This window comes from Secundilactobacillus hailunensis, from assembly GCF_005405185.1.
GTDB lineage: Bacteria > Bacillota > Bacilli > Lactobacillales > Lactobacillaceae > Secundilactobacillus > Secundilactobacillus hailunensis.
On sequence record NZ_BJDO01000056.1, the window covers coordinates 1 to 13,557 of the forward strand.

Below are 13,557 nucleotides of genomic sequence, written 5' to 3' on the forward strand. Positions count from 1 at the left end.
CTTTCCCAAAAGAAGCGCAATTGGAGGCTTGTTTACCGTGGAATTATGAACCTGATCAGCAATTAGTAACTGAATGAAATACAAAAACGGACTAACTCAAATATGAGGAAGTCCGTTTTGTGTTTCAATACGTCCGGTTATAGTGTGCTTACGGATGATTAGCATGATCTATTGATTAAACCAGTGATCTTATTGCTTGTCTTGGTTTTAGTATCTTTATTTGGTTTACGGGGTTCTTAACCGTCTCGTATTTACTAGCGTTTGCTGTTAAAATTAAACCAAAACACATTGCGTAACGGAGGGTTATCGTGAACAAGACAGAGTTAACGAGTCAGTTTGTGTCACAGCATCAACAGCAGTTTCAGTGTCCCGTTTGCGGCGGTGAGATTACTGCTGTGACTGATGCCACGGTTCAATGCGAGAACGGTCACAGTTTTGATATTTCCAAAAAGGGCACGTTGTTTATGATCAACGCGCCGGTAAAAACCGAATATACGGATGAAATGCTGCGCTATCGGCGGCAAATGCTGACGGCCGGTTTCTTTGAACCGATGCTGCAAGCGGTCGTTCAGCAAATTCACCACGGTGGGCTAGTGCTCGATGCCGGCTGCGGTGAAGGCACGACGACTAAGTGGTTAGTCCAGCAGAACACTAACGATGCCTATGTTGGATTAGATATCTCAAAACCGGCGATTAATATTGCGGGTTCTGGTGTGGTCAATGATCCGCAGCCACTGTTCATGGTGGGGGATCTAGCCCAGTTGCCATTTGCAGATCAGCAAGTGACGACCATTGTCAACATTTTATCGCCGGCGAATTACCAAGAATTTGACCGGGTTTTACAATCCGGCGGTAAACTGATTAAAGTTATTCCTAATCATGAGTATTTGAAAGAGCTGCGAGCACTGGTCTATCCAGAAGGGCAGCATGCGACTTATGATAATACACCAGTAAAGTCAAACTTTATTGAACATTACGGTCACGTGGACTTTACACCGGTCCATTATGAATTCAAATTAACCCCGGAATTGTTTAAGGCACTGTTTGAAATGACACCGTTGACTTGGCAGGCTGCCGGTCGTAAGGATGAAATTCTTGAACAAGGATTAACCAAGATCACCGCTGATTTTGAAGTTGGCGTGGTGACTAGAAGCATTTAAATAAACAGACAATAAAACGAAGCTGAATTTCTTAAATCAGAAATTCAGCTTCGTTTTATTAGTATACTGATTTATTTAATTGCTGATTGATATACCCCATAAATTTAGCTTGTATATTAAAGGGTTGTATAACAAACACATTGTAACACTTCCATTTTAAAATTAAAGGTTATTTGTGCCTAATGTCTAGTAATTTGCGTAAAACATGCTAGAATAAAGGTGTTTAGGAGAAAACAATATTGGACTAATAATTTGGAGATTAGCAGCCAGTATTTAATGGACGTGTCTTATGGAGAGATGCGGCAGTCAGGCAATTCAGGGGGATTTGAGTAAAATGAAAAAGCAAACTATGCAACAAAAGCGTCGGAGATTACTAGAAGACTCATCACAGCTTAAAGAACATTTTAAAATGTATAAAGTCGGTCGAATTTGGCTATTTGCCGGTTTGCTGACGGTTTCTTTAGGTGCGGGGATTGCGTTAGGTGATCAACAAGACGTCCATGCAGCAACGGACGCGACACCAACGAGTCAACAAGCAACTGTACCTGCTGCTCAGACTAGTTTACCAGCAACTAACACGGCTAATAGTGACGTGCAGGCGAATGATGCTAATCAAGCTGGTATGAAAGCGGATACAAATGGGCAGCCGGCAACGGATACAGCTACGACTGATCCAGCTGCGGATGCCAATAACGCAAACACAAATGTAAATACAGATAATAATGTTAATAAAGATACGAAAACAACTAATAATGCTTCAACCAAAACAGCAAATGTAAATGCGACACCAACCAGCACTGGTGAAACGCCAGCTGCTGATAATACAGCGGCAGCACCGAAAACGGATGCAACTCATGCAGCTGTAACTAACGATGTTCAAACAACCGATTTAGGCAATGTCGATAACGAAAGTACGATCGACCAAGCTAAGGCAGCTGCTGCCAAGGCCTACCAAGCAACTGGTAAGCCGCAAGCCGTTGTCGCAACTTCTGGTACAGAAGAACCGGCACCAGTAGAAGCAACGCATGTTACCGTTCAAAATACGACTAAAACTTATGATGGTAAAACCGATACACCAGCCAACTACGCAGTTGAACTTTCAGATAATTTAACAGCGCCTCAAGGTTGGTATGTAACAGATACCATCAATCAATACTTAGTTGACCCAACTGATTTGAATCTCAGTCAGGTCGGCCAAAACGTGGGCTCATATGATATTACGCTTAGTGCTACGGGATTACAAAAATTAAACGCAGTTGCCGCTAATCAGCAGAAGAATCTGACGGTCAGTGCAGCTGACGTGACCGCTGGAAAATTAACCATTACTAAAGCACCGGTACCAACCGGTACAGTGGCAATTTTAGCAGCAGCTAAGCCATACGATAACGATGCTACCACCGACCCAACGAGCTATAACGTTCAATTAGATGCTGGAATAGTAGCGCCTAATGATTGGACTAAAAACACGGATGGCACTTACAAAGTCAATGTCGCTTCTGGTGACTTAGATACTGCTATTACCAGTCAAACAGCTGGCGACTATCAAGTCACACTTTCTAATGCTGGCCTGCAAAAATTAAACGCACTTAATGCTAATTATGATATTACCGCTGACAAGGTCACTTCCGGTGGCTTTCAGATACAGGATAATACTAAATTAAATATTGGTGTTGCTGGAATTGCACCTAATGCTGTGTTGCCAACAACGCTGACGGTAGGTGTTTCTAGAACTGAAACGGTACCCACTGATTGGACCGTTAACTATAACAATATTGCTCAAGATAGTGAAGTCTACAACGTCCCAATAAGCTACTTTGATATTAGTGCTGTGGATAATACTAAAATTGGTACTTATACCGTTAACTTAACGACAGCGGCACTGAATAACTTAAACGCTGCCAATCCAGATAAACAATTAGCTGTTACCAATATTCAGGCTGGGAAGGTATTTGTGACTAATGACACTAGTTTACCAGTTCGTGATTTGTCTAATTTTGGTGGTGGCCTTGCAAGTCTAAATGAAATAGTCAATAAAGAAGGAGACAATAAAGCTAATCCAGTTTTCAGTAATGGCGCTGGTTTCGATATGTCATTAAGTTTCTTTGGTACTACCTCTGAAAAACAAAATAACTTTACTAATATTGTCATTGTACCTGCCGGCCTTACAATTGCGACTGCTACTTCGAATTCGGTAGATGGTAAGACAACGACTGTCTATACTAAAGCTGATGATCCAGCCACGGCTATCGCAAATCAAGTTCAGCCGCAATTATAGCAAGCAGTTACTAATGGCCTGGCTTATACAGACTTTAAAGTTACTCAATTAAACAACTATAAGGGTCGCCAAGCCTTTGCAGTTCAATTTGGATCAGTAGATTATACGCATTATCAGGGTGCCTACAATATTTCGGTAATGATTGATCCTGACGTTACCAATGTCACTAATGGTCACTGGGGCAACCAACCTGATGCTAACGATAATGCCATTTTGTATGCTACCGACACGCCAACCTTTACTCAAGGATCCTATAAATTGAATTATGGCGGTGATTATACAAATAATGATCAAGTTGCTACTGCTTTAGGCCTAACCAACGCCGTCACTTTAAAGGAGTCCTATGCTAATACTGCTACCAATCCTTACGCTTATCTGTGGGGCGGAAAATTTACCATTGTTCATATTCCAGTGAAGGATACGTATAATTTGACAGATGTTAATGGTAATCAAGTTGCCAACCCTGTTACTATTCAAGGTCAAGTTGGTGATGGTTATAATGCATTATCAGTCGTACCAACGACCATAAAAGATACTGATGGAAAAGTCCAATATGTTCTAGATCCTAGCAGCCTCGTAACTGATCAAACATTTAAAGCCACCCCTCAAACGTTAGATGGCACTGAAAAAGTGGCTGAAGGTCAAACATATACTGTTAAGTATAAACACGTGATTGATACTGCTATAGCAGCTAACCAAGTTCAAGTGCAGAATCAAGCGCAGACTTGGAATAATAGCAAACCAGATGCCTATACAGTATCAGTACCAGCGGGTTATGCAGTGCCAGAAACTTGGACGAAGAATACTGACGGTACGTATACGATTACAACTGCTTCTCGTGATATAGATTCCACAGCAGTAGGAACAGCGGTTGGTCAATACAGCGTAACCTTATCAAAACAGGGTATCGCTAAGTTAGCAATGCTTAACCCTGATTACTTGTTTGACAATAAGATTGCTAATGCTGGTACCTTGACGATTACGCCGTTGAACATACCAGTCAACGTCGAAGATACAGCTGGTAATCAGCTTGCGCCACAACAAAATGTGCAACTCGGTGAAGCTAAAACTGAATCGGGTGTTAACGTAGCGGTTGATGGTTATCCAACAGATCAATTAGCGCAAATTACCTTTAACTATGCTACGACTGGTAACAAGGGTGTTAAAAAAGCAACCTATATTATAGATAAACAGGGTAATACATTTGCAGAAATCACCACTTATACCGATGGTAGCCAACCATCAACACTGTATGTTTTAGCTGCTGGTCTAGGCGGTACTAAAGCCGGTGATGCAGTTGCAAATCTGTATAATAAAGATATTGATCAAAATAGGAACCCAACTACTTCATTAATTAAGTTTGGGCAAACCCCAAAAATTACGGCTGATCAAGCTGGTACCTTTGCATCTCTTGCTTCAGTTGATGTCGTCTATTACCAAAAAGCAACTGCTGATGTGGATTATGTTGACGATGATAATGGCCAAGGTCAAATACTAAATTCACCCGTTACAATTAATGGCTTTGTTGGCGATAACGTAACATATACCGTAGCAGTACCGGATGGGTATCTACCAGTTGCGCCAATTACAGATGGTTCAAAAATGACAACAACGTTAACCGAAGATGGTAGTGACAACCTTGTAGTTCATTTAACCCACAAGCACACTGCTTCTACTGTAGTGGGTACGCGTGATATTCACTTCAAAGTTGCGTCAAATAATGGTATCGGTGGTATTGATGACAGTAATTTACCTAAAACGATTACCCAAAAAGTGATCTGGAATGTTGATAAAGATGATGTTACTGAAAAATACACGGCAACACCACAGAACGATTTCGCGGACATTCCCGTTCAACCAATAACGGTTAATACGACTGATGGTACGATTAATAGTACGACTACCTATACCCCGCAATTTGATACAGTTAAAGGAATTACGCTGACACCACTAACAGATCTTGATGCTAATGATATTACTGCACTTGGGACGCCAGTATCTGATACATTTTATTACTACGCTGCTAGAACTCAAGTACCAACGGATGCGCCTGCAACGGATAACGATAATTTTTATGATTACACTCAACCAGGTCAGACTACTGATGGTATTCACGTTTACAGTAAGGGACAAGTTCCAACAGATGCACCGTCAGTAACACCAGACGACTACTATGATTACACTCAACCAGGAGAACCTGGTGACGGTATTCAATCTAGAACTCAGGTTCCAACGGATGCGCCATCCGTAACCACCGATGATTACTACGATTACACGCAGCCAGGTGTTCCAGGTCCCGGTATCCACGTTTACACGGATAACACCCAACCAGGTGGGACTGATACTACAACGCAAACAACGGATAACGATACCACTACGCCGACAACACCAGTAACCACTCCAACCGGTGATGATACTGATACAACCACGACCACCACTGACAATAACACGACTGTACCTGGGACTAATCCAACAGGTAACACGACGGATACGACTGACACCACAACTACCACAACTGATAATAATCGTGTGGTTCCGACTAAGAATGGCCAGGTCGTAACCTCAACAAATCGTGGCACTGCTGTCAATGGTGCGTATGCCAACGCAACGACTAACCGTGCTCAGCAGCTGGGTACTCAGCAATTAGGTGATGTTACCGGTGTTGAAACGGGTAACGTAACGGGATCAAGTCAGGGTAATGCGGCTAATGCACAAACAGCTAAATTACCACAAACCAATGAACAAAATACAAGTGTTTGGGCAATGCTTGGTCTTGGTCTAATGAGTGTCTTGAGTTTGTTTGGCCTTGCTAAGGGTAAGAAACGCGAAGAAGATAAGTAAGTTATGAATTAGAATTAACTGTCAGTTGATTTGATTATCAACTTAACAAGATTTAAAAAATGGCGTCATTCCGAAGTTTTGGAATGACGTCATTTTTATATTAATTCACTCGATTCAACTAGTGGTGCGTGACGTAAATATATAGCGTCGATGTAGAATAACCGAGGTCAAAGTCGATGCCTTTAGAATGAATGGTACTGGTAGTTGTTTGCTGGCTGTTCTTTTTATTTGCTTTGTTTGCAAAGCCCTTCAAAACAGTTTGGGTATTAGCGCCCGTGCTACCAGTTAAGACAGCCAGTTCAGTCATAAATGTCCGAGCTGCTTTCTTGGACTTCAAAGAAGACGTGGGCACCATCAGCGTTGCCCCAATGAGCTGCTTGCCGTCAACGTTACCGCGGACAGTGGCTGTTGAAGTAGTCTTCAGATTATAAACACCCGTGCGTGCCTTAGCCGTAATGGTTTTATTGGCGACTTGTTTTTTCGCTTTTGCCAGCGCAGGAGCCAGTGCAGCCTGTGTCTGTTTCAATTTAGCGCCACTAGCCTGCAGTTGAGCGCCTTGTTTAGCAACAGTGACTAATGTTGTTTGAGCTGACATATCGCCAGCTTTTAGCTTGGCCTGAGCCGCCTTAGTTTTCGCCTTCAGTTGCACTTCCTGTTGTTTGAGCTGCGCGCCTTGTTTTTGTAACTGCATGGCAGTTGCCTGATCTTTTTTGGAGAGGGCGGTTGCCATCAGCGCCTGGTTATAAGCGGTTTTGAACTTATTGTAACTCATGATGGCAGGACTTTTGGCGATTTCAGTTGAAGCGCGCTGGCCACCTGCAGTCAGCTTGATCGTCTGTTTGTAGGGCTTAGCCGGTAAGGTGATGGCATAGCCGCCACCGTTGACAGTTTGCTGTTTCGACGACCCATTATTGATCTGATAGTGGACGGTCTTTTGATTACTGTGACCCTTAATCACCGCCGTCATGCCACTTGGTGTGTAATGCTGATGCGCCACCGTTAATGATGGCTTACCGCATCCCGCAAGCATCAAGCTAAGTAGGGCGGCTGCTGATAAAATCAAACTAAATTTTCTCATCATACGTCCTCCTAACTAAATGAGATGCCTGAAGTAAATTGACTGTTATACAGATCGGCATAGAAGCCGCCCTCCTTGAGCAGGCCTTCATGAGTCCCAGTTTCGACGATTGCCCCGTGGTTCATAACGATAATGTTATCAGCATTTTGAATGGTTGATAGCCGGTGAGCGACCACGAAACTCGTCCGGCCTTTAAGCAGCTGGCCCATGGCGTGCTGAATTTGAACTTCAGTTCGGGTATCAACGGAACTGGTTGCTTCATCGAGAATCAAGATTTCAGGATCGGCAACGAAGGCTCTGGCAATCGTGACTAATTGCCGCTGCCCTTGAGAAATGTTAGAGGCATCCTCGTTTAAAACAGTCTGATAACCATCGGGTAATTTCTGGACAAATTCATCCACGTGAGCTGCTTTGGCTGCATCGAGAATCTGTTCTTTAGTGGCATTTTCCTTACCATATTTGATGTTGTCGAAGATGGTCCCCGTAAATAGCCAGCTATCTTGAAGCACCATGGCGAAGTGCGAACGTAATTTTTCACGATCCATGTTGCGGGTATCTTGGCCATTTAACAAAATGGCGCCACCGTTGACATCGTAAAAGCGCTCCAGCAAATTGATGATCGTTGTTTTACCAGCACCAGTTGGCCCAACGATAGCAACTTGCTGGCCTGGTTTGACAGTTAGGTTATAGTCTTTCATCAACAGCGCTTCGTCTTCATAGCCGAACTGTACGTGATCCAGTTCCAGTAAATTGTTCGTTTGCTTAACGGGCGTATTGTTTGATGTATCCTTCATGTTAGCTTCGTCCAGGACTTCGAAGACCCGTTCAGCGGACGCCATGGTGGATTGAATCGTGTTCATCAGGTTAGCCAGCTGTGAAATCGGTTGTGAGAACTGGTTGGTATATTGCAGGAAGGCCTGCACGTTACCAAGGGTGATGTTCCCGTTAGCGACTGAAATACCACCAATTACCGCAACGAAGACGTAGCCAATGTTGTTGAGAAACATCATTAATGGCATGACAATACCAGAAATGAATTGGGCTTTCCAAGCAGATTGATAATAGACTTTATTTTGTTTCTCAAAGGATTCAATCGTGTCTTTTTCCTTATTAAAACTCTTCAGGACTTGTTGACCAGCATAGTTTTCTTCGACTTGGTCGTTCATCAAGCCCAGACTCTTTTGCTGTGCGGCAAAGAACTTTTGCGACTTAGGTGCGACGATACCGACGATAATCAAGCTAAGTGGAATGGTGATCAGCGCGATCAGCGTTAATTTCCAGCTGATGGTCAGCATCATCCATAACGTCCCGATAAAGGTCACGGTTGACGTCACAGCTTGCGTTAAACTTTGCTGCAAGGTGTTGGCAATGTTATCCATATCGTTCACGGCACGGCTCATAATGTCCCCGTTACTGTGAGTATCGTAATAACGAATTGGGACGACCCGCATCTTTTGTTTCATGTTTTTCCGCAGTTTGTAGACCGTCTGTTGTGAGATCCGCGTCATGATCCATTGCTGCAGAAAACTGAAGACGGCTGAGGCGAGGTACATGAGCCCAACAATAATAATAATGTGGATGATCTTACCGTAGTTGATGGGAAGATGGGCAATATTGAAGCCAGCTTTTTGCTGCGACTGGCCCTTCATGACACCTTTAAAAATTTCGGTAGTCGCTTGACCCAGTATTTTCGGTGTCCGAATTTGAAAGATAACGCTGGTGATTGCGAAAATCAATACCAGAATCAATCCAACGATGCGGTCGGACATATAACTCATCAAACGCCGAGTCGTGCCCCAGAAATTCTTCGGTTTTTCTACGAGGCCGTGACCATGACCAGGTCCACGACCGGGGCCGCCGATATGGGTAGGGCGAGTGGTTGTTTTAGACTTAGAATCAGCCATTATTCATCAGCCCCCTTTCTGATCTGTGACTTGATAATTTCTTGATAGATCTTATTCGTCTTTCTGAGTTCATCGTGGGTTCCTTTGCCGACCAATTGACCGTTATCCAGAACTAAAATCAAATCGGCATCGGCCACAGTGGCAATTCGTTGCGCCACGATGACGGTGATGCTCTTTTGAATATGCGCATCTTGCCGCAGTTCCGCACGCAAATCAGCATCGGTCTTAAAGTCCAAAGCGGAGAAGGAGTCATCAAAGATGTAGATGGCGGATTGTTTGACCAGCGCTCGGGCAATTGCCAGCCGTTGCCGTTGACCGCCAGAAAAGTTACCGCCACCTTGTTCAACAAACATATCAAGGCCAGCAGGATCATCTTCGACGAATTGACGAGCCCGGGCAATTTCTAGAGCGTGCCAGATTTCATCATCGGTGGCGTCTGATTTCCCGTACTTCATGTTTTCTCGTAACGTCCCAGTAAATAGGGTGGCTTTTTGCGGGACTAGCGAAACGGCGTCTCGCAATTTTTCCGGAGCCAGTTGGGTAATATCGATACCGTCAATTTTGATCTGCCCTTTTTCCAAGTCATAAAAACGGGGAATCAAGTTGATCAAGGTTGATTTACCAGAACCGGTACCACCGATGATGGCCACCGTTTGACCGCTCTTAGCACTGAAATCAACGTCGGTTAGCGCAGGCTTTTCAGCATTGTGATAGCGATAAGCAACATGGTCGAATTCCAGGCTGTGAGTGGTCTCAGCAGCTAATGTCTGAGGCTTATCAGCAATCTTCATAGTGGAACGCAGGTCGAATACCTGCTGGATCCGTTTAGCAGACGCTTGGGCCCGTGGAATAAAGATTAAAACCATGGAGAGCATCATAAAGCTCATCAGAATTTGCATGGCGTACGTCATAAAGGCAATTAAATTACCTACTTGCATGGCCTGATTACCAATTAAATGCGCCCCAAATAAGATGATGGCCACGTTAGTCCCACTCATGATCAGCGTCATAATAGGAAGTGCCAGTGCTAACAAGGTGTTGACGTTAATGGCATTTTGGGTGTAATCCACGTTCGCGTCTTCGAAACGATCCTGTTCAAACTGATCTTGACGAAACGCTCGAATGACCCGGACACCGGTCAGCCCTTCACGAAAAATTCGGTTAATGCGGTCGGTCTTAGTTTGCATCGCTTGAAACATTGGTACAGCAAATTTCAAGACGATTCCCATGAAGATAACTAACAGCGGAAGTGCAACTAAGAAGACCAAGGTCAAGGTGTGATTTTTGCTGTAGGCTAAGAAACTGGCCCCAATCAGCATAATGGGCGCCATGATCATCATCCGCAACATCATAATAGCAACGTTTTGAATTTGGACCACATCGTTGGTGGTTCGAGTAATCAACGATGACGTTTCAATTTGATCGTACTCATCAGTTGATAAGTTCATGACTTTACGATAGATATCACTACGGAGGTTTTGACCCCACTTTTGTGACGTTGTCGAAGCCAAATAAACGTTACAGATGGCAGCAACGATACTCAGTAGCGAAAACGCTATCATTTTCATACCAACTTTCCAGATGTAGCTGATATTACCTGTAGCAACCCCGTTGTTCACAATATCAGAGGTTAAGCTCGGCAGGTTCAGGTTAGCGATAACCTGAATGGTCATGAATATAATCGCACCGAGAACGGCGAGATAGGAGACACGACCCTTGGCAATTTTGAGCATTGGAGAATCTCCTTTCAAATATGTAAAATAATGATATGTAATAGATAATTGTACACCTATTTGTCAATATACCACGTCAAAAAAGCTTTTTTACGAGATGTTGCAGAACTGTAATTTTAAGTTGCATTTTAGAACGTGTGTTCGTATAATAGAAATAACTAAAACGGGGGTGTCTGATAATGACAGATGAAAATGACGTGGTGATTCACCTACCTCAATCGGTTGATATTAACGAGTTTGCGCAGATCTTGGAAGACGCTTTTGAGACGCATGGCATTGAATCCTATCAGGTGAGTTATCAGTTACATCAAAAATAAAGCGTGGGTTAACGGACGTTTTGCACCAGATTGAAAAAACATGATCGTCAGCCAGTTCTTGGTTGAGAATCATGTTTTTTCATCTGACACAGCCGGTACTTACCAGCCTGTAGTGTGTTTTAGCTTAATTAAAGTGGTTTTAAAAGCGTAATAGATCTGCTAATTCTCCGGCCATTCATAAATCGCCCGCGGACCACCAATGAGCTTTGGCCGCGACGTTAAGAACGTGGTGTGAGCAGCACCGATTTCTTTGACAGACGTTTTTACTGGAATTTGAACCCAGCGAACGTGCATCCCAATCTGGGTGTCCCCAATGTCCATGCCGCCATCGGCAACGATCCGTTCCACTTCTACCGGATCCTTGAAGGCTTTATAAGCAGCCACTTGACCAGCACCACCAGCATGCAGTTGCGGTACCACAGAGACGATTTCATAGTCTCGGCGAACAGCAACTGCTCTTTCCAGTAATAGTGCTCGGTTGATGTGCTGGCAGCCCTGAACTGCTAAATTAAGATGGTGTTTCTTGAGAATTGGCAGTAACGTGCTGATCACCGTTTCGCCAACTGCTTGATTGGAGTTTTGCCCCATCCATGCGCCCATTACCTCACTAGAACTAAAACCAAGGACGAACAGGCCGTTTTCAGGCAAGGTCACTTGATCAAAGTATTCATTGAGGGCAGTTGTTAATGAGGTCTTAATGTCATCTGAAGTCATGATCGTTTTTTACTCCTTTCAATCCATATGTAGAATTACTTTTCTATCATACCTTCATAGGAAGTGAATTACAATTAGGAGGGCTTAGAAAGTGACTAAAAGCAGGCATAAAATGCAGTTTAATGCCATTTTCAGTGGTTTGTCGTCTGAGATAATGGTACATTATTACTATGAGCTAAAAATTGTATAACGATAAGCAAATGCTTAGGGGGATTTAGGGATGCCAGAAGAACTGAAGTACTGTCCTAATTGTGGTGCTGAGGTGTCAGCAACGGACGAATTTTGCGGTAAATGCGGGTTTGATCTAAAAACTTTTCGTGCAGAACAAGCTAAATCGGCTGCATCAGGCGCTAAACCAACGGTGACAGCGCACACAACGGGCAGTCAATCACAGCCACGGACGGCGCAGGAGAAACGCGTAGCGGGGCGTAAACCACGCAAGCGCTGGCCTTGAATCATTGGCGGAATCGTTGTCGTGTTAGTGATCTGTTTCGTTGGCGGATCGTGGTATTACAGTAAGTCCAATCAAGCAAGTCGACTAGCAACCGCGGTGACGTCTACGGATGATGACGACATTGCGACCGCAGTAGTAGATGATAATGGTCAAAAAGTTGACGGGAATGCTGTTAAACCGCTCCAATCACTTTATGAGGGTGATGCCAGCTCCAGAGCGGCGATTAAACAGGCGGTTAAAACGCAGAATAGCAGTCAAGCCCCATTCCAACTGGTCAAAGACGGGCACTATTTCTTATTTAACCGGTATGTCTTGCAGGCTAAAGCATTTGGGTTGATGATTAAAACGAACGTTAAGGATGCCACGGTGACTAACAATGGGGATTCCTTATCGGCTAAACCCATTAGTGGTGGGTATACAGTTAATGATCTGTTTCCAGGTCGCTATAGCCTGCAGGTGATGGGGAACGTTTCTGGTAGCAGTCAGAGTATCACTAAAGTTTTGCCAGTAACTGATATCTATAAGCAGCTGGATAATACGGTCAGTCTAAAAGCTAAAGCGCCTCAGACAACCGCTGCCCAGACACCGGCACCGCAAAATAATAATAGTGATCAAACCAGTGATAGCAATAATGACAGCAGCGATGATAACGGTGGTTCAACGGACTACTCATACGATAAATCGTTGCGAAACGATAACACTGATGATGATATTTTAATTGGTGACTGGCGCAGTAGCGAAGGTACCTGGGAATTTAATGATGATGGGACCTACAAAGGTGAAGACACGAATAATAATGATTTAAAGGGTCAGTGGGAAATTGTTTATCACAAGGGTAATTACTGGAATATTAAGTTTGACCACGATGATGGCCAAACGGATATTGAACCCTATCGTTACGAAAATGGTCAGCTGGTTCAGTGTCAGTTGAAGATTCACTGGCACGTGGATGATTAAGTAAATTGATATAATAAAATTTAACGGTGCTACGATATTTGGAGTTGATAGGCAGTTTGCCTTTCAACTCCTTTTTCTATACCATTATTATATTTGAACACGCAAATAGGACACTACACTATTT

At 43.6% G+C, this 13,557-nt stretch carries 10 protein-coding genes; 6 read left to right on the plus strand and 4 right to left on the minus strand.

Annotation, left to right across the window (positions count from 1 at the left end; all coding sequences use genetic code 11):
* Positions 1–308: 308 nt before the first annotated feature.
* The 3 genes from FFM73_RS10990 to FFM73_RS11000 all read left to right on the plus strand — a co-directional run bounded on the left by FFM73_RS10990 (position 309) and on the right by FFM73_RS11000 (position 6,276).
* A complete protein-coding gene (locus FFM73_RS10990; protein ID WP_137631752.1) occupies positions 309–1,160 on the plus strand; it encodes a methyltransferase domain-containing protein in 852 nt (283 codons plus the stop codon).
* 334 nt (positions 1,161–1,494) lie between these two features.
* The gene (locus FFM73_RS10995) at positions 1,495–3,435 is read left to right on the plus strand and encodes an MBG domain-containing protein (RefSeq protein ID WP_171001282.1); all 1,941 of its coding nucleotides are present in this window, start codon (positions 1,495–1,497) and stop codon (positions 3,433–3,435) included.
* 138 nt (positions 3,436–3,573) lie between these two features.
* Positions 3,574–6,276: an MBG domain-containing protein gene (locus FFM73_RS11000; protein ID WP_137631754.1), complete on the plus strand. Its 2,703-nt coding sequence runs from the start codon at positions 3,574–3,576 to the stop codon at positions 6,274–6,276.
* Between the two features lie 118 nt (positions 6,277–6,394).
* On the opposite strand, the gene FFM73_RS11005 is transcribed toward FFM73_RS11000, so the two are convergent.
* From FFM73_RS11005 to FFM73_RS11015, 3 genes are read right to left on the minus strand one after another with little or no spacing between them, the layout of a single operon-like run.
* The gene (locus FFM73_RS11005) at positions 6,395–7,354 is read right to left on the minus strand and encodes a hypothetical protein (RefSeq protein WP_137631755.1); all 960 of its coding nucleotides are present in this window, start codon (positions 7,352–7,354) and stop codon (positions 6,395–6,397) included.
* Between the two features lie 11 nt (positions 7,355–7,365).
* Positions 7,366–9,258: an ABC transporter ATP-binding protein gene (locus FFM73_RS11010; RefSeq protein ID WP_137631756.1), complete on the minus strand. Its 1,893-nt coding sequence runs from the start codon at positions 9,256–9,258 to the stop codon at positions 7,366–7,368.
* On the minus strand, positions 9,258–10,991 hold the full coding sequence (locus FFM73_RS11015) for an ABC transporter ATP-binding protein (RefSeq protein WP_137631757.1): 1,734 nt from the start codon (positions 10,989–10,991) through the stop codon (positions 9,258–9,260). The genes FFM73_RS11010 and FFM73_RS11015 overlap by 1 nt, the downstream gene beginning before the upstream one ends.
* Positions 10,992–11,170: 179 nt before the next feature.
* Between FFM73_RS11015 and FFM73_RS12815 the strand changes: the two genes are divergently transcribed.
* Positions 11,171–11,308, plus strand: a complete 138-nt coding sequence (locus FFM73_RS12815; protein WP_171001283.1) for a hypothetical protein — start codon at positions 11,171–11,173, stop codon at positions 11,306–11,308.
* 159 nt (positions 11,309–11,467) lie between these two features.
* Here FFM73_RS12815 and FFM73_RS11020 read toward each other — a convergent pair whose 3' ends face one another.
* Positions 11,468–12,022 carry a TIGR01440 family protein gene (locus FFM73_RS11020; RefSeq protein WP_137631758.1) on the minus strand — a complete coding sequence of 185 codons (555 nt, stop codon included), beginning with the start codon at positions 12,020–12,022 and terminating at the stop codon, positions 11,468–11,470.
* A 220-nt stretch (positions 12,023–12,242) separates the two neighbouring features.
* On the opposite strand from FFM73_RS11020, the gene FFM73_RS11025 reads away from it, so the two are divergent.
* Complete coding sequence (locus FFM73_RS11025) at positions 12,243–12,476, plus strand: zinc-ribbon domain-containing protein (protein ID WP_137631759.1); 234 nt, start codon at positions 12,243–12,245, stop codon at positions 12,474–12,476.
* Positions 12,477–12,497: 21 nt separating this feature from the next.
* On the plus strand, positions 12,498–13,433 hold the full coding sequence (locus FFM73_RS11030; protein ID WP_137631760.1) for a zinc ribbon domain-containing protein: 936 nt from the start codon (positions 12,498–12,500) through the stop codon (positions 13,431–13,433).
* The last annotated feature ends 124 nt before the right edge of the window (positions 13,434–13,557 follow it).

What these genes read in the sequence shown, in the direction of transcription:
- FFM73_RS10995 (WP_171001282.1), top strand. Translation starts at nt 1,495, where the DNA reads ATGAAAAAGCAAACTATGCAACAAAAGCGTCGGAGATTACTAGAAGAC.
- FFM73_RS11020 (WP_137631758.1), bottom strand. Translation starts at nt 12,022, where the DNA reads ATGACTTCAGATGACATTAAGACCTCATTAACAACTGCCCTCAATGAA.
- FFM73_RS11010 (WP_137631756.1), bottom strand. Translation starts at nt 9,258, where the DNA reads ATGGCTGATTCTAAGTCTAAAACAACCACTCGCCCTACCCATATCGGC.
- FFM73_RS11025 (WP_137631759.1), top strand. Translation starts at nt 12,243, where the DNA reads ATGCCAGAAGAACTGAAGTACTGTCCTAATTGTGGTGCTGAGGTGTCA.
- FFM73_RS11000 (WP_137631754.1), top strand. Translation starts at nt 3,574, where the DNA reads ATGATTGATCCTGACGTTACCAATGTCACTAATGGTCACTGGGGCAAC.
- FFM73_RS11015 (WP_137631757.1), bottom strand. Translation starts at nt 10,991, where the DNA reads ATGCTCAAAATTGCCAAGGGTCGTGTCTCCTATCTCGCCGTTCTCGGT.
- FFM73_RS12815 (WP_171001283.1), top strand. Translation starts at nt 11,171, where the DNA reads ATGACAGATGAAAATGACGTGGTGATTCACCTACCTCAATCGGTTGAT.
- FFM73_RS11005 (WP_137631755.1), bottom strand. Translation starts at nt 7,354, where the DNA reads ATGAGAAAATTTAGTTTGATTTTATCAGCAGCCGCCCTACTTAGCTTG.